Genomic DNA, 18,609 nt, shown 5'->3' on the forward strand with positions numbered 1-18,609 from the left:
AACAAAATTAGAAATACCTTGTCAATTAATAGAATGATTCATCACATAAAATGAAAGATTAATAAATTATTTAGGAGAGCCTATTTTTGGTCCAATAAAAAAGGGGCTAAGCCCCTTTTTTAACTACGAACAACTAATACCATACTTTAAACTTAAAAAGAACTGAAACTAATCAAGATTAAATATGAAAATTGAAGGTTTTACCACCTTCACTACACAATAAAAATATTGTAATAAAAAGGAAAATACAAGTGTCAAGTGTGCCAAGTTTCACTAATTGATCATAAAAATATGACGCTATCTTTCTGATTCCCCGCAAAGTAAGGGGTTCGACTAATTTTACAATCTAAAACTGATTTTTGAAAAACCAAAAAAAATAAGTAAATTAAAAGGAAGCATAATGTTAAATTTTAAATCTACATCCCATGAGAAGAATCTTCGCTCTTTTATTATTCTTTGCAATTAGCTCCTACCTGATTGCCCAGCAAAACGAAAAAATAAACGTGATTATAGATGATGATACCAACATTAGCTTAGTAACAGAATATCAACAAAAAATAACAAACGGGCAACAATTTGAAGAATGGATTACTTCATTACCTAATAAAGTAACAGGTAAGATCGAATATATTAATTCAAACACCGGAGATTTTCGTTACATCGGTTGTGTTCCCATTTATTTTAGCGAGAAAACATCTGTTTTCCAAACCAGAATGCATTTTACACTTTTAATTCAAACTACCGAAAACAAAATAATACTTACGATTAAAAATATCTTCTACCAATCTTATCCAGAATATGGAAAACAAGGCACTCCCGCAATAATTTCCTACCCAAAAGACTGGTACTCCAAAACAAAATTGCGAAAAAAATCGAATGCTTTGCCTTGGCTGAATCAAATGGTGAAAGAAAATACCATATCCACAGCTAAAGAACTATTAACCAGTGGATATGAATTCTTCAATTAATAATAGCTACGCATTGGTGCTCTTTTTTTGATTCGCATCTCTGCGCATTCCTTTAATCACCTCAACAATTTCTTTAGATGCCAGATCAATTTCGGCTTTAGTAGTATATCGGCCAACTGAAAAGCGAATGGTTCCCATTGCATATTCCAAGGGAATATTCATTGCTTTCAATGTTGATGAGACTATAATGGAATCGGTATGACAAGCCGCACCTGCCGACGCCGCAACATTTTTTAATCTTGCTATTATATCTTTTGCTTGAATATTTTTAAACGATACACTTAAGGTGTTTGGCAAACAATAAGCTTCATGTCCATTCAACTGTATTTCTGGAAGTTGAGATAGGTTTTTCCTTAAAACCCGAATTAAATCTTTTTCGTGTTTTATTCTTTCTTCCTCCTCCTCCATAGCCAATTCGGCAGCTCTGCCCAAACCTACAATTTCCAATACATTTTCGGTTCCAGCTCTTAAATTTCTTTCGTGATCGGCCCCATGAATTAACTTTTGCAAATGAATTCCCTCACGAATATACAAAGCACCAATTCCTTTAGGACCATAAAACTTATGACCTGCAAGTGTTACTAAATCGACACCCAATTCCTGCACATTTACAGGTACTTTACCAATTGCCTGAGCACAATCGGAATGAACAGCAATGTTATGAAACTTAGCTAGTTTTGCAATTTCGGAAATTGGCTGTAAAGTTCCCACCTCATTATTCGCATACATGATTGAAATTAGAATGGTATCCGTTCTAATCGCACTTTTCACATCCGACAATTGAACTCTTCCTGTTCCATCAACAGGTAGGTAACTTACTTCAAATCCCTGTGTTTCCAAAAACTTACAAACCTCGATAATTGCAGGATGTTCAATGGCAGAGGTAATTATATGTTTCCCTTTCTCTTGATTGGCAAAAGCATAACCTTTTAACGCATAATTATTCGATTCAGAACCTCCGCTTGTAAATATCAATTCATTAGCCTCGCAATTCAGTAATAAAGCAACTTGTTTTCTAGCCTTACTGATAGCCTCTTTAGTTTGTCGCCCATAAAAATGGGAACTCGACGGATTGCCAAAAAAACCTTTTAAATAAGGTAGCATTGCATCCGCAACTTCAGGAGCTATTGGTGTAGTTGCATTATAATCAAGATATATCGGTTTCATTTTATCAGTTATTATTTATTGATTTTCAATAATCTTAAATTCGGTTCTTCGATTTAAAGCTCGTCCTTCTTCTGTTTGGTTGCTTGCAATAGGTTGCGAAGCTCCATATCCTTTATAAGTTAATCTGGCTGTATCGATTCCCTTCAAAATTAAATACTGACAAATTTCCTTTGCCCTATTGTTTGAAAGGTTCAAATTATACTCTTTAGTTCCGGTAGTATCGGTATGACCGGCAATTTCTATTTTTAATTTAGGATAAGTTTGTAATAAGGTAAACAAACGATTCAATTCAATTTCAGATTTCGGCAAAATATCCCATGAATCAACATTAAAAAATACATTTCGAAGTACGATTTCTTTTCCTTTTTCAATCCTATCTAAAAAGATAGCTAACTGTTGCGGATTCGATTTTTCTTGATCATTCAACATTTCAAAATGCTTTGAATAAAACAAATAATCAGTCGCTTCGGCCGAAAAAGTATATTCTCTACCCGAAGGCAGGCAAAGTAAAAAACTTCCATCACCCCCATCCAATTTTATACTACTAATGGTATCTTTCGTGCTTAAATCGATTAACAACACTGATGCAAATACTGGTTTTTTCGACTTTGCATCCAATACTTTTCCTTTTAACCAGGAAGCCGATGGCGGTTGCAAAAAAGAAGGCATATCAAAACTAAAAATATCCTTTCCTTTGCCCTTTAAACGATCTGAAGAGAAATAAGCTTTATCGCCTTTTGCATTAATCACCAATCCTATTTCATCAGTAAACGTATTAATTGGATATCCCAAATTTTCAGGTTCGCTCCACTCTCCATCTTTATTTTTTATTGTTTTAAATAAATCATAAGCTCCCATTCCGATCATTCCATCCGAAGAAAACACTAAATACTGATTTCCAGCATGAATAAAAGGAGACATTTCATTATCCTCAGTATTAATAGAAAGATTAACTGGTTGAGTCCATCTTTGCTTTCCATCGGCCAAAGTTTCGATTAATTTGGAATGCCAAATGTCCATTTTCCCCTTTCCTGATTTTCGATTGCTCACAAAGTATAATTCCCGTCCATCGGCAGATATACTCGGTTGTGCTTCCCAATCTTTTGAATTTATAGGTTTTCCAACATTTATTGGAACCGACCAATTCTCTCCTTTCCGCACCGAATAATAAATATCGCATCGACCATATCCATCAGTACGATCACAAGCCGTAAAATACATATATTTCCCATCGGCAGTAATGCTTTGTGCTCCTTCATTCTTTTCGGTATTAATAATTACAGATAATGGTTTGGCCTGCATCCACGCCGTATCGCTTTGATGAGATACATAAAAATCTTCTTGCTGATTTATTTTTACCTCAGCTCCTTCTTTTTTCTCGAATAACAAACGAGTAAACACAAGCAATTCCTCATCAGCGGTAATACTAGGCCAGTATTCATCAAACTCGGAGTTCACACTTTCGCCTAGATTTACTGGCTTAAAATTGACCGGATTTGCAATAGATTTAATCGCAAAAAGGCAACTTTCCCTTCTAAATTTAGCCAATTTCTGATTTCTGCCTGAACCGTTTGAAAGCGATAGAAAATATTCATATTTCGTTAATGCCTTTTGATATTCTCCGATTTTAAGATAAGCATTCGCCAAATTGAAATGCACATTTTCAAAAAAATTGGCATCAATTTCTATTGCCTTTTGGTAAGCTTCTATTTCTAATTTGGTTTTCCCTGTTTCGTGCAATACATCGGCTTTAAAAAGCCAAGCTTCAATAAAATCGGGACTTTGTTCAATTGCTCCCTCTAAATATTTCAGAGCTTCGGAATTATCCATGTGCCGATAAGCCTCCGAAGCCAACTCGTAATTTTTGATGGCTCTCTTTGACTTGACGCTGTATTTTTTCTGTGCATTGGAAGTAAAACCAAGCAACAAGCAAAATAATATTAAAATAACTGATCGACACATTTTTTTACTATTTTCAATTCCTATGAACATAAACGAAGCCACAACTTATCGATGACAAATTTCTGAATACACACAAGTTCGGCAAATATCTTTATTTTCCACTTGCGAAAAAGGAATATCTTGATTAAAAATCTCTTCCAGTAATTCTTTTAAACCTTCAATAAATTCTGCTTTGAACATTCTATAATCATCAACTCGAATGGCATTTCCACGTCCTTCTTTTTGAGCTAAGGTACAATCGAACTCATTGTTGAAAAACTCTTTCAGACTGTATATGCCGGGCGAAATTGGCGCGCCTGGATTGTAATTATCATCGTAAAACAAGCAATAAAGCAAAGTTTGAAATGCCGCTTTATTTTTATTCTTCCCTTCTTTTTCGAAAAGAGATGCGATGTCCTTAAAAATCAGATCAGCCTTACCTGTTTTGTAATCCAAAATACGAATGGTATCTCCCAATTTGTCAACCCGGTCAATCAATCCACTAATATTTACGAAACGATTGGCTTTCTCGCCTATTGACAGCTTAATATTATATTTTCCCTCCAACGAAACAATTTCGAAGGGTGCAAATTTCTGATCCAAAACCAATATCCGATCAATAAATTTCCTCAAAATATCGAAAACAAGAAGATTTCTACCGCCAATCTCCATCACCTGCCCTTCCTTCAATTGAAAATAAATAGTACGAAAAGCATCCTTCAAAAACCGATCCAGCAAATCTTTATTTTTTCGCAATCCCTCCAAATCCTCTTTTCGAATTGTTTTCCCTCGAAAAGGCTTGTACAATTCTTCTAAAACCGAGTGAAATAAATTACCAAATGTTGGGGCATCAATCTCCTCCAAAACCACATCGGGTTCTTTTAATCCGGCTAAATATTTAAAGTAAAAGCTTAAACTACAATTCATGTAAGTATTTAATGCCGAGGGAGAAAAACTCCTAATATTCTCGCCACAATACTCATTTAAGCGAGCTTGAATTCGTTCATTTTTAGCGACACTAATTGGCTTGGCTTCCTGCAACGAAATATTGTAAGAGGGACTATTTTCAACAATCTCAAAATCCGATTCATATTTTAATTGATACAAAAAACGACTCATTTCCCCTGTCCGCATTCCATCACTTTGAGTGCTGTACAGTAATTTAAGATCTTCAACACGTTGAATCAGTCTGTAAAAATAGTAGGCAAAAATCGCATCCTGATGATCGATAGTTGGCATTCCAAAACCTTTACGCAAATGGTATGGCACGAATGAGTTTGCTGCTCCTGTTTTAGGCAATTTCCCTTCGTTCATCGAAAGAACAACAATCTTTTTAAAATCGAGCAATCGTGTTTCTAAAATTCCCATTACCTGCAAGCCAGCCAAGGGTTCTCCTTCAAAAGGAATGCTTAAACTTTGAATCATTTTATCCAGAATCTTATAAAAAGTATCCTGTTTGAGGTCTATTTTATGCTGATTTAATAAAGAATTCAGTCGTTTTATCGCCAAAAATAGATGATAGATGTATTCCTGTTCTATTTTATCGACCAAGCTTTTTTCCTCATCTGCAGTCTCTAATTTCTGATAAATTCCCTGAAGTAATTCAAGCAAATAAATGGAGAATTGCTCAACACTACTTACCGGAGAAAATAGTTTTTCCAAAACAGGATCCCCTTGAATCAAACTTTTCGGAACTTCAATCCTATTAGCTGTTAAAATATCCTGAGTGATGGTATGTGCCAATTCAGGATTCACCGAATTCAGATATTGGTGATTCAAAAGAGCCAATACTTGTTTGTGATGAAAGGATACCTCTCCTGCAGGATTTTTTACACTTTTTTGAAGGTCGATTACCAAGCGCAACAAACTTGCCACGGGAGTATTTTTGGCAGGATATCCCATGGTAACATTCACATTCTTTGCAATTTTAGGAATGGAATGCAATACCGGAAGCAACAACTCCTCGTCTGCTAAAACAATAGCTGTTTCCTCTAAAGCATCCTCCGAATTCTTGCAAAATTCCGCCACCACAGTGTGCGCATACTTCGCCTGTCCAACCTCCGAAGAGAGCGAAACAAATTCAACCTTTGTTTTATTGTTTTTAATATTATTGAAGCGAATATTCGTTTTTGGTGAAGGAAATCGCTTGATGTTTTCGCGTAAGAATAAACCCGCTTCATGAAAGGGATTTTCTAGATAAGATTCATCGTAATCCCAATAGAAATCAGCTTTATTCTGTCTCTTCAACTCATCAAACAAATTTTGTTCACATCGATTTAAAGCATTAAATCCAATAAAAATCACCCGTTCCTCGTGAATCTTAATATTCCCAGCCTCTAAATTATCAAGCAATTTTCGAGAAGCCATTCCTTCGTAAGCCAACCCTTCAGCTTCCAATTGATTTCTAAAATCAGAATAAATAAGATATAAATTTTCCCATAGCTTCACAAACTCTTTCTGATGCTCGGAATATTTATCGGGACGAAAAGAACTCCAAAATGACTGAATAGCAACGATCTGTTCTTCAGTCAAATAATCAAACAGGTTATCAATCTCTTTTTCCTCTGCTAAATTCTGAAACAAATGCTTAGCGTTGACACGATATTTATCCAAATCGTCGAAATCGCCCAAAAGCATTTCTCCCCAATGGTAAAACTCATCGAAACTTTCCGAGACATCCATTTTTTGAATGTAAATTTTATACAAACGAAAAAGCAAACCCAAATTATCCTCTGTCTGTAATTGCGAATGCGTTTTAAAAAAATCATTAATGGTAAGAATCTTTGGTGCCCAAACAGGCTTATCAATCAATTCATTTAAATATTTTGAAAAGAATAAACCAGCACGACGATTGGGAAACACCAACATGCAATTGGACAAATTACTGCCATATTTTTCGTACAGCTCGTTAATTAATTCACGTAAAAATGAGTTCATTATTTAAGTTTGATTTGAGGTAAGAGATTTGAGATTATTGTCGCAAGTAGGAAAAAACAATCTCAATATTCGGAGACTGATGCATCCCATTGGGATTCAAACCTGGCTTTCCTTCTGGAATTTCCACGCCTAAGTTTTTGTAATATGCGATCCAAAATGGAAGAAAATCGCCACTATTTGCATCTTTAAAAGTCATTGGGTTTAACTGAAAAACTTCCATAGAATCTCCTTTACTTGCAAAGATATCATAAATCAGTTCGGAACAATAGTAGCTTGAATCCCCCATTACATAAATAGCATCGTAGGGCTTTCCAATTAGTTTTTCCCCAGCCTCGAGTGCTTTATCGATGAAAGATTTAAATTCTGGATTTAGTCGCCCCACCTCCACTTTAAACTTTTTATCCGCAGTACTACTCCGTTCTAAAAACGATTGAAGCGTTGTATAGGTAACCCCTTTCGAGATGGCTTCTAGAACCACAGTATCGCCATTGGATTTAATATCTACAATGCCTACGTGTGAAAAACTCAAATCTTTAGCACCTCCGGTTACCGATTCGATAGCATCTGAAATTGAATCCGAATCGAGATCCTGAAAAAGAAGATCTCCTTTTTCGAGAGTAAACCGAGGTTTTTTTTGTAAATTATGACAGCCTATAAATTGAGCACTAAGCACCAATACAATCAAAATACGAAGAAAAGACATCTTTGAGATTTTACATGTTCATCTTAAAAAAACTAAAGTAATTCGAACAAGCATCAAATAAAAGAATTGTGCAGTTTATTTTTAGTAATGTTAAGTCAAAACATCTTATAGAAAAACTCTATATGCTTATTTGTAAAAAAAATGATCTTTTTGTCTTTTATTCGTTCTTGATATCAGCATAAGCTTTAAAAATTAATACATTTGTTTAAGTAACAACGATAATCAGACTAAGTACAACGAACAATTTTATGGATAAATTTAGCTTTTTGGGGAATAGTGAAATCGAATACATCGATCAATTATACCTATCCTATAAGAATGATCCTGAATCTGTTGAAGAAAGTTGGAAACAATTTTTTCAAGGATTTGATTTTGCAAGCGCTAAGTTCCCAATTAAGGAACAAACGGTCAGCGAAATTATTCCTGCCACAAATTCGATGAGTAAAGAATTCAATGTTATGAATTTGATACAAGCTTACCGTCAGCGTGGACATCTTTTTACCAAAACAAATCCGGTTCGAACCCGACGAAAATATTTCCCAACCCTCGACATCGAAAACTTCGATCTGTCTGAATCAGATATGGAAACCGTTTTCCATGCGGGAACTGAAATAGGCTTAGGAGCTTCGAAATTAAAAGATATTGTAGCCCATTTGCAGGAAACGTATTGCAAATCGATTGGAGCAGAATATGTTTTTGTTCGTCATCCACAAATGATGAGATGGCTACAAAACAAGATGGAGGGAAGCAAGAATACACCAAATTTCAACGACGAACAACGCAAACACATTTACTATCATTTAAAACTTGCTGTTGGTTTCGAAAACTATATCCACAAAAAATTTGTTGGTCAGAAACGCTTTTCTCTGGAAGGAACCGAGACCTTAATTCCTGCTTTAGATGCCATGATTGAGCGCGGTGCTGAACTTGGAGTGGAGGAGTTCATTTTCGGAATGGCTCATCGCGGAAGATTGAATGTTTTAGCGAATATTCTAGAAAAACCTTACGCCAATATTTTCAAAGAATTTATGGGCGAAGAGTTTGAAGAGGATATTGCTTTGGGAGATGTAAAATATCACTTGGGATATGGAAATACGGTAAAAACAGATGATGGCAGTAAGGTAAAACTTCATTTGGCTCCAAACCCTTCTCATTTAGAAACAGTGGGTGCTGTTGTGGAAGGAATTTCGCGCTCGAAAATTGACAACGACTATGCTGGCGATCAGGACAAATTAGTTCCTGTTATTATTCATGGAGATGCAGCTATTGCCGCACAAGGAATTGTATACGAAACAGTTCAGATGTCGCAACTAAAAGGATACAAAACCGGAGGAACTATTCATTTGGTAATAAATAATCAGGTAGGTTTCACTACCAATTATTTGGATGCCCGATCGAGCACATATTGCACCGACGTGGCAAAAGTAACCCGTTCTCCTGTATTTCATGTAAATGGCGACGATGTTGAAGCATTAATTTTCACCATTAAATTAGCAATGGAATACCGTCAGGAGTTCAATTCTGATGTTTTCATTGACATACTTTCGTATCGTAAATTTGGTCATAACGAAGGAGATGAACCTCGTTTTACACAGCCAATTCTGTACAAAGAAATTGCAAAACACAAAAATCCGCGAGATATTTATGCCGATTTCTTAAGCGATAAAGGCATCTATACCAAAGAGGAAATTAAAAATATCAACGCAGATTACAATAAACTTTTAGATAAAGATTTTGAGCTATCAAAAACATTTAAAAAGGTAATTATACAACCTTTCTTAGAAGATTATTATCAAAATATTCGATATTCTGAAAAGGCAGATTTTGAAGCTTCACCAAAAACAGGAGTCGCAAAAAAAACCTTGTTAGAGCTTGCCGAAAACATTACCAGTTTACCTAAGGATTTGACTTTTTTCAAAAAAATTAGCAAACTAATGTCCGATCGAAAAGAGATGATTCAGAATGATGAATTGGATTGGGCAATGGGAGAATTACTCGCCTATTCCAGTCTGCTGGAAGAAGGAAACAGTGTTCGTGTAAGCGGACAGGATTCGGAAAGAGGAACCTTTTCGCACCGACATGCAGCTTTGGTGATTGAAAATTCGGACGAGAAATATTTCCCGCTAAAAAACATCAGCGACAAGCAAGCTCCTTTCCACATTTACAATTCACATTTAAGTGAATATGGTGTACTCGGTTTTGAATATGGATATGCTTTGGCGCATCCATCTGGCCTTACCATTTGGGAAGCTCAGTTTGGCGATTTCCATAATGTTGCGCAGGCTGTTATCGACCAATATGTAAGTGCTGCCGAAGACAAATGGGGAATTAAAAATGGTTTGGTTATGTATCTGCCTCATGGATATGAAGGTCAGGGAGCCGAGCATTCGAGTGCAAGAATGGAGCGATTCCTTACGCTTTGTGCCAACAATAATATGCAAATTACGAATCCAACAACACCAGCCAATCTGTTTCACATGCTTCGCCGACAAGTAAAGCGTGATATCCGGGTTCCGTTAATTTGTTTTACTCCAAAAAGTTTGCTTCGTCATGCAAAATGTGTTTCGAAAATTGACGACATGGCCAAAGGTCAGTTTCAGGAAGTAATTGACGATAATAATGTGATTGCCGAAGAAGTTCGTCGAGTTGTATTTTGTACTGGAAAAATTTATTACGATTTATTGGCCCGAAAAGAAGAATTATTTGCTCAGGATATTGCCTTAATTCGACTAGAACAACTGTATCCTTTTCCTGAGAAACAAATCGATAAAATTTTGAATCGCTATCCAAATGCACTTCTTCATTTATGGGTTCAGGAAGAACCTGAAAATATGGGAGCATGGCAATTCATCAATTACAATTTTAAAAATAAAAAAGTTAAAATTGTACCCGTTGCACGCCAAGCTAGTGGTAGTCCGGCCACCGGATTATCGAAGATTCATTTAGCCGGGCAAAACGAAATTATTAACAAAGTATTTCGAAAATGCGATTGCGATCGGAAACTGAAATATTGCGGATTGCAATGTGTAGAAGGTAGTTCGCATGCCGATATTTTGGTACAACACGAATATTTTGAAGAGAAAAAAAGCAAATTGTTAATGTAAGTAAATAGATGTGAGAGTTGAGATATTAGAGTTAAGACAAAGCTCATTCACCTAATTCACAAAATCAAAAATAATGATCGAAATAAAAATACCTAGTCCCGGAGAATCCATTTCCGAAGTAGAAATAGCCAACTGGTTTGTTGCAGATGGTGATATTGTTGAAAAGGATCAGGAAATTGCAGAAATTGAATCAGACAAAGCTACACTGACTCTTATTGCTGAAGAAAGCGGTAAAATTCAAATTTTGGCACAGGAAGGCGACACCGTTGCTGTTGGATCTATTGCCTGCAAAATAGATACAAGTTTTGCAGGAGAAGCTAGCACAACGTCTGCACCTAAAGAAATTAAAAAAGAAGCTCCTGCAGCAAAAGAGACTCCTGCAACTGTTGAGTCGCCTAAAGCTGTAACTTCTGAAAATTACAAGGAAGTTAAGATTTCTCCTGTTGCGAAAAAGTTGATGGAAGAAAATCACCTTTCGGTAGATGATGTAATTGCAGGACTGCAACGCTTGTCGAAAAAAGACATTCAAGCGGTAGTCGACAATTCGGGTAATAAAACCGAAATTCCATCACAAACTAAAAGCTTTTCGCGAGAAGCCAAGCGCACAAAAATGAGCAATCTTCGAAAAAAATTAGCTGCTCGTTTGGTTTCTGTAAAAAATGAAACTGCCATGCTAACTACTTTTAACGAAGTTGACATGACTGCAGTAATGGAATTGCGTAAAAAATATCAAAAGAAATTTATAGAAACGCACGATATTAAGTTGGGCTTTATGTCCTTCTTTACCAAGGCGGCATCGGAGGCTTTAAAATTGCATCCTGCAGTAAATTCGATGATGGATGGGGAAGAAATAGTTACTCCTGATTATGCCGACATTGCCATTGCAGTGCAAACACCAAAAGGTTTGATGGTTCCCGTAATTCGTAACACCGAATCATTAGGCTTGGCCGAAATAGAAAAAGAATTAATGAATCTAGCCAACAAAGCTCGTACCGGTAAAATTAGCCTGGACGAAATGACTGGCGGTACTTTTACCATTACCAATGGTGGTGTGTTTGGTTCGCTGTTGAGTACTCCAATAATTAATCCTCCACAGTCGGGAATTTTAGGCATGCACAATATTGTGGAACGACCAGTTGCTGTTAACGGCAAGGTAGAAATTCGCCCCATGATGTACATCGCTCTATCCTACGATCACCGTGTAATTGATGGAAAAGATTCGGTTGGATTCTTAGTTAAGCTAAAAGAAATGATTGAAAACCCACAAAAAATGCTGTTTGGAGGTAAAGACCCAGATAATTTATTGTTGGAGATATAACAGAACCTATTTTTATAAGATAAAAGGCCGGAATTCAATCGAGATTCTGGCCTTTTTTCATGTATTTCTCTCCAAAACTCACCTAAATTACGAAACAAAAGCCTCAAACTTAAAAGCAAGGCTGAAGGCCTTGTATCCCGCAGCTAGGGGCATCGTTCCTAGGTTATGCGCCATGTTAATCACAGCCTGTAGGGCTGACACCAATCAAGACCAAAAGTAAGTGGCATCGTATTCAATTACATCATACTCTCTCATTAATTCTTCGAGTTCCTCTTTATAATCCTGCACATTATGATGTTTTTTTTGTTGCTTAATATATCGTTCCACTTTATTTACGGCTGAACTACTCACCGAAAAGGCACCATAACCAATTTGCCAGGTAAATTCCTTCACCCCTTTTTCCTTCATCCACTTCGAACTTGACTTTTTTACTTCTTCAACAATTTTTGCCAATGCATAATTTTTCGACAAACGAAACAAAACATGAATGTGATCGGGTACCGAATTAATTTGTAAGGATGGACTCTCCATATTCTTTAGGATGCCAATTATATATGCGTGCAGTTCCTTTTCAATATCAAGAGTGATATATGGCTCCCGAAATTTGGTTCCGAAAGTTAGATGAACATAGAGTTGTGATAGTGATTGTCCCATTATTAGTTTTTTTTCATGGGACGATGTCCCTGTGATACTTAGAGGTGATACCTCCGTGATATGAGGCGATACCTCCGTGATGCAATATCTTGGGGCGATGCCCCAAGTTATGGAATTAGAGCCTTTCAGGCTCAAACAAGAATAAGGCTGAAGGCCTTGTATCCCGTAGCTAGGGCATCGCCCCTAGGTTATGCGCCATGTTAATCACAGCCTGTAGGGCTGGCACCAATTACGGAACAAAAGCCTCAAAATCAAGAATAAGGCTGAAGGCCTTGTATCCCGCAGCTAGGGGTATCGCCCCTAGGTTATGCGCCATGTTAATCACAGCCTGTAGGGCTGACACCAATTACGGAACAAAAGCCTCAAAATCAAGAATAAGGCTGAAGGCCTTGTATCCCGTAGCTAGGGGCATCGCCCCTAGGTTATGCGCCATGTTAATCACAGCCTGTAGGGCTGACACCAATCAAGACCAAAAGTAAGTGGCATCGTTTTTAGTTTATTGCTCTCCTACATTGGTAAATAAACTACTAACGTATTTCTTTTTCTCTCTTTTCGAAAACTCCTGAGTAATAATTTCATCGGTACATGTAGCCACGTAATAATTATTCATCAGCAAAATAGCCGATCCCCCTTTATAACAAAAAACTGGATTTACATATCCGTATTGATTTGCTTTTTCGGCATCGGTATTGGCATTAAGAATATCACGGGTATTCAAATAATAAATAGCTAACTTCAATTGGCATTGTTTATCTGAATTGTATCTGCCCGACAATCCTAGTTCCGAATTAGCTTCAACAAATTGACCTTCTTTTACTTTAATGCTACCCACTTTAAATCCAGAGTATCTGGCCAACGTACCATCTTTATGCTCAATTAAAATCTCATTTACAGAACGAACAAAAGAATAATTTCTCGAAGTATCTGTAGAAAACTCATCAACAACCTTCACAACTAACCCTCTTCTAGCCGCAACTACCACCTCTTCTTTTTCACTAGTAAATTGAAAAGCCTTCCATGTATCTGGCACCCCATCGCCTAAAGTAGCTCCTAAATAATCTAAGGGATGAACCTTTACTTTTGTTCCAATTTCAAATGGCAGTGTGTAAACTATATCGTCCTTTATTTTAGGCATTGGTTTTCCTTGCTGATATCTATAAGAGTAGGAGAAATTTATTCCTTGTTCCGAATTTTTAGGTTTTAACGTGCAAACTCTACCTGCATTACCCGTAATAGTTGTACTATAACTATCTCCATAGGCATTCTCCAAATTATCAAACTCTATTGTAATAAAATAAGTTCCATAAAGACTCTTTTTAAAAGTGAAATCTACACTATTATCAGGCTGTCTATTGTAAACTACTTGAATAGGCGATTGCGCCTTTACCTGAATAAAAAGAGATAGAAAAGTGATAACACAAAATAATCTAATTACTAAGCTATTCATTACTTCTATTTTTAAATAATTTATATGATCAACAAATATAATCATTAATTATGAACAACTAAAAGTCATTTTGCAATTCAGAAACAGTTCTATACCTCCTAGAAGCACTTTGATGGGTCCCAGAAGCACTTTTGCCTGACATAGAGTCACTTTTGTGGGTGCCAGAAGCACTTTGATGAGTGTTAGAGACACTTTGATGGGTGTAAGAGGCACTTTCCCAAGTTTTGTCGGAGAGTTTTCAGAGAATGTTCACGCAACTGTGTCTGTGCTTTTTTACATGTAAAATAATTACTGCTAATACTTATTGTTATTATTTTTAGTCATAGCCTGACATGTACGGCTTGCTTATAGTCGGAGCATGATGATTCTGAAATGTGCAGGAGCGAAAACTACAGGCTGAAAGTCTGATATTCCAGAGCTTGGAGTAACACTCCAAGGAAAAATAAACGAGTTGTATATTGATTAATTATTGTGTTCAGGTGGCAGGCCTGAGATTCCGCAACTTGGGGCATCGCCCCGAGAAATTGGCGACAGGATGAGCAACAATTAATAAATGCGACCTTTTCCGCAACTGATGGCTTAAGGATTGCAGTGGAAACCCCACAGGATTGCCTGAGGAACGAAGGCAGGCCGAGGAGTTGCAACGGAAAGCCTGCCCCAAAGGGGAAGCCCCTGAAAAGAATAGAAAAATATGTTTGAGGCATAGGACTGTAAGTTTTTTAGATGCTGAGATTCTGGAAAACTACGTATGGTAAACAGCCTCTTTTTTAGAGCAAATAGGACTAAAAACAAAAAAACCATGAGTTATTACAAACGAGAAAACTTATCTTTGTTTAGCCCATAAAAAAAAATCAAGAATGAATTTAACAATTGAAAACATATTACTAGTTGGCTCTTTACTACTTTTTATAAGCATTATTGTTGGCAAAACTACTTATAAATTTGGCGTTCCTACTTTATTGCTTTTCTTAGGAATTGGCATGTTGGCGGGTTCGGAAGGAATTGGGGGGATTAATTTCGACAATCCAAAAATAGCACAATTTATGGGTGTTGTTTCTCTTAATTTTATTCTGTTTTCGGGTGGATTGGATACGAATTGGCAAATGGTAAAGCCAATACTTCGACAGGGTATTGTTTTGTCGACCCTGGGGGTTTTATTAACGGCGGTATCGCTGGGTACTTTTGTTTGGCTCGTTACAGATTTCACGATTTATGAAAGTATGCTGCTGGGTTCCATTGTATCATCGACCGATGCGGCGGCTGTATTTTCTATTTTACGATCGAAAAACCTTGCTCTAAAAACAAATTTACGACCCACTTTAGAGCTGGAAAGCGGAAGTAACGACCCGATGGCTTATGTTCTGACCATTGCGTTTTTAACGCTGGTAATTAATCAGGACCAGAGTATTGTTTCGGTTATTCCTATGCTACTGCAACAAATGATTTTGGGTGGTATTGCCGGTTTTGGTTTTGGGAAACTGAGTAAATTCATCATCAATAAAATAAAACTCGACTTTGAAGGACTTTATCCGGTTTTAGTAATTGCGTTGATGTTTATTACTTTTTCGGTGACCGATTTTATGGGTGGTAATGGTTTCCTTTCCATTTATATTTGTGCGGTTTACCTCGGCAATCAAGACTTGCTTCACAAGAAAACCATTTTAAAAATGTACGATGGTTTGGCTTGGCTAATGCAAATTGTTTTGTTCCTTACTTTGGGTTTACTTGTTTTTCCAACTCGTATTTTTCCGGTAATTGGTATTGGGATGCTCATTTCTGTTTTCTTGATAATAGTAGCACGACCAATAGGTGTTTTTATTAGTTTGATATTTTTTAAAATGAAACTAAAAAGACGCTTTTATATTTCGTGGGTTGGTTTGCGTGGTGCTGCTCCTATTGTATTTGCTACCTATCCGCTATTGGCAGGAATAGAAAAAGCCGATATGATTTTTAATATTGTATTTTTTATTTCTGTTACATCGGTCTTAATTCAGGGAACCACTTTAACTCTTTTTGCAAAATGGCTAAAGGTTGCTTCGCCCGAACAGGCTAAAGCTTTTGACGCATCCGACCGATCTATTTCTGAGGTGATTAAAACAACGATGCAAGAAATTAAAGTTTTGCCTGGCTGTTATGCGGTGAATAAAAAAATTGTGGAATTAAGTTTTCCGAAAGAAGGTATCATTGCCATGATTAAAAGAAATGACAACTATATAACGCCAAGCGGATCGACGGTACTGGAGGCAAACGATATTCTACTTATTCTTTCGGACAACCAGGAAGGCATCGACAAAGTAAATGATTGCCTTAAAAAATAAACTTCCTTAAAAACATTTGTAGCATGCCATGGCGTGCTAATAAAATAGCCCCGACAGCTTTAAAAGCTATCGGGGCGAATAATATATAGGGCACTACTAATTAAATTTTAGCATTTACCATGGCTACAATTTCGTTTTCGAGTGCTACGGCTTTATCAACAATTGCTTGTCCTTTAGCAATAATACCAGCAGCCCAAGCTTTATCCTGCAAATCGGCAGCATTAATTTTCACATTCATGAAAGCGCCCAATACTCCCGAACGGGCAGCTAATGCGCCAACACCTGCATCGGTAATCGAATTTGGATTTCCAATTTCGGCCATTGCCTTGCAAACATCCATGCATCCTAAACACAGCTCCATAGTTTGAAAAGGAACCATAGTTGCAAATTTAGTTGCCTCTTCCATTGCCTCGGCGCGAGCTGTTTTCTCGGCATCGGTACCTTTTGGCAAACGAATGGCATCCATAATTTTATTGAAAGCATTGGTATCCTCATCTACCAAATGAACCAGCTTAGAGTGATACGACTTGCCTTTTTCTGCCCAATCGGAAAACTCTTCCCAACGCTCGTCCCACCCTGGCTTGTGAGCCGATAGGTTGGCAACCATTGAACCCAAAGCGGCTCCCATTGCTCCCATATATGCAGAAATAGAGCCTCCGCCCGGAGCCATCGATTCTGAAGCTGTTTCCTCCACAAACTGAGTTAAATTCAGGTCAACCAACTTCTTCTGATTTTTATCCTCAAGAATGTATTCGATAATTTTTTTATCAGCATCGAATGGGTACAACTCATCTAAACCAAGCGATTTAACCGCTATTTTAATAATTTCGCGATCGGCAATACCGGTTGAGCGCTCCTGCATGCGCAGATAATGCTTACCCGCATCGAGCATTGCTTGTAATGGAACAACCCCTACCAACTCCGAGCCTGTTACGCGAATACCACGAGCCTGAGCTTTGGCGCAAACCTCGTCGAATGCCTTATGAATAGAGGTAACCGTAAGGTCGGTCATGTTCATAGAAATTTGAGCAACGCCAAATTCTTCGATAAACCATCCAATTGCCTTGGTAGCTTTCAATGTACCCGGAGTCATTACTGGATTTCCTTTTTCGTCGGTCACGATTTTTCCCGTTGCCGCGTTTCCTTCGCGCAAGGTACGACCACGCTCGCGAACATCGAATGCAATAGCATTAGCACGACGAGTTGATGTTGTATTTAAGTTGAAGTTGTAAGCAATTAGAAAGTTACGCGCTCCAACTGCAGTTACCCCACTTTTGGCAACAGCAGGTGTAAAAGCTGAAGGTCCGAAATCTGGTTTCCACTGCTCAGTGCCAATTCTGTCTTTAACCGCTTCGTACTCGCCGGCACGACAAACTGCCAGATTTTTACGCTCTGGTGTGCGTGCTGCACTTTCGTAACAATAAACAGGAACACCTGCTTCTTCGCCAATACGTTTCGCCAATTTGTGAGCGTAGTCTACAGTTTCTTCCATTGTAATATTAGCAACTGGTACCAACGGACAAACATCGGTAGCTCCAAAACGAGGATGAGCTCCGGAATGCTTACTCATGTCGATTAATTCTGCGGCTTTTTTTACCGCACGAAATGCGGCTTCGCAAACCTCATCGGGAGTTCCTACCATGGTAACTACCGTACGATTAGTTGCTTTTCCGGGATCAACGTCGATTAAACGCACGCCTTCAACAGATTCAATTTCATTGGTAATCTGCTTAATGATATCCATGTTATTCCCTTCGGAAAAGTTAGGAACACACTCAATTAATTTTTTCATTCTTGTAATAGATATTAGACCTGAGATGTAAGATTTGAAATGTGAGATTTGAGAAAACTCAATTCCTCCCCAATAAACACCTTAATCATAACTCTCTGTCTGGTTGTTATTGTTAGTTGTTTTAATAATTTATGAACGATACACCCCTCTTGTCCTTCGGACATCTCCCCTGCAAAGGGGAAAACTTTAAAATGCAACTTATTAATTCTTTACTTCCGCCTAATCAAAGAATCTTTCCCTTCTAGGGAAAGTGCCGACAG

The 18,609-nt window shown here is 37.4% G+C and carries 11 protein-coding genes; 4 read left to right on the top strand and 7 right to left on the bottom strand.

Going from position 1 to position 18,609, the window contains the following annotated elements; genetic code table 11:
• The first annotated feature begins 425 nt into the window (after positions 1–425).
• Complete coding sequence (locus BZG02_RS03535; protein WP_101260031.1) at positions 426–968, top strand: DUF4468 domain-containing protein; 543 nt, start codon at positions 426–428, stop codon at positions 966–968.
• A 6-nt stretch (positions 969–974) separates the two neighbouring features.
• On the opposite strand, the gene BZG02_RS03540 is transcribed toward BZG02_RS03535, so the two are convergent.
• From BZG02_RS03540 to BZG02_RS03555, 4 genes are read right to left on the bottom strand one after another with little or no spacing between them, the layout of a single operon-like run.
• Entirely contained in the window at positions 975–2,135 is a 1,161-nt protein-coding gene (locus BZG02_RS03540; protein ID WP_101260032.1) for a cysteine desulfurase family protein, read from the bottom strand.
• A 15-nt stretch (positions 2,136–2,150) separates the two neighbouring features.
• Positions 2,151–4,097 carry an OmpA family protein gene (locus BZG02_RS03545; RefSeq protein ID WP_180335619.1) on the bottom strand — a complete coding sequence of 649 codons (1,947 nt, stop codon included), beginning with the start codon at positions 4,095–4,097 and terminating at the stop codon, positions 2,151–2,153.
• Positions 4,098–4,142: 45 nt separating this feature from the next.
• Complete coding sequence (locus tag BZG02_RS03550) at positions 4,143–7,013, bottom strand: PD-(D/E)XK nuclease family protein (RefSeq protein WP_101260034.1); 2,871 nt, start codon at positions 7,011–7,013, stop codon at positions 4,143–4,145.
• Between the two features lie 34 nt (positions 7,014–7,047).
• Positions 7,048–7,716, bottom strand: a complete 669-nt coding sequence (locus BZG02_RS03555; protein WP_101260035.1) for a YiiX/YebB-like N1pC/P60 family cysteine hydrolase — start codon at positions 7,714–7,716, stop codon at positions 7,048–7,050.
• A 248-nt stretch (positions 7,717–7,964) separates the two neighbouring features.
• Between BZG02_RS03555 and BZG02_RS03560 the strand changes: the two genes are divergently transcribed.
• Complete coding sequence (locus BZG02_RS03560) at positions 7,965–10,820, top strand: 2-oxoglutarate dehydrogenase E1 component (RefSeq protein WP_101260036.1); 2,856 nt, start codon at positions 7,965–7,967, stop codon at positions 10,818–10,820.
• A gap of 73 nt (positions 10,821–10,893) precedes the next feature.
• Positions 10,894–12,138 (top strand): 2-oxoglutarate dehydrogenase complex dihydrolipoyllysine-residue succinyltransferase, encoded by a 1,245-nt coding sequence (odhB, locus tag BZG02_RS03565; RefSeq protein WP_101260037.1) that lies wholly within the window; start codon positions 10,894–10,896, stop codon positions 12,136–12,138.
• A 204-nt stretch (positions 12,139–12,342) separates the two neighbouring features.
• Here odhB and tnpA read toward each other — a convergent pair whose 3' ends face one another.
• Together tnpA and BZG02_RS03575 are read right to left on the bottom strand one after the other, a co-directional pair.
• A complete protein-coding gene (gene tnpA / locus BZG02_RS03570) occupies positions 12,343–12,792 on the bottom strand; it encodes an IS200/IS605 family transposase (protein ID WP_101260038.1) in 450 nt (149 codons plus the stop codon).
• Positions 12,793–13,288: 496 nt separating this feature from the next.
• Positions 13,289–14,239, bottom strand: a complete 951-nt coding sequence (locus BZG02_RS03575; protein WP_180335620.1) for a M23 family metallopeptidase — start codon at positions 14,237–14,239, stop codon at positions 13,289–13,291.
• An 857-nt stretch (positions 14,240–15,096) separates the two neighbouring features.
• Here BZG02_RS03575 and BZG02_RS03580 point away from each other — a divergent pair.
• Positions 15,097–16,557 (top strand): potassium/proton antiporter, encoded by a 1,461-nt coding sequence (locus BZG02_RS03580; protein ID WP_101260040.1) that lies wholly within the window; start codon positions 15,097–15,099, stop codon positions 16,555–16,557.
• Between the two features lie 100 nt (positions 16,558–16,657).
• Here BZG02_RS03580 and ftcD read toward each other — a convergent pair whose 3' ends face one another.
• Complete coding sequence (gene ftcD, locus BZG02_RS03585; protein WP_180335621.1) at positions 16,658–18,349, bottom strand: glutamate formimidoyltransferase; 1,692 nt, start codon at positions 18,347–18,349, stop codon at positions 16,658–16,660.
• Positions 18,350–18,609: the final 260 nt, after the last annotated feature.

This window comes from Labilibaculum filiforme (genome assembly GCF_002843315.1).
Lineage (GTDB): Bacteria > Bacteroidota > Bacteroidia > Bacteroidales > Marinifilaceae > Labilibaculum > Labilibaculum filiforme.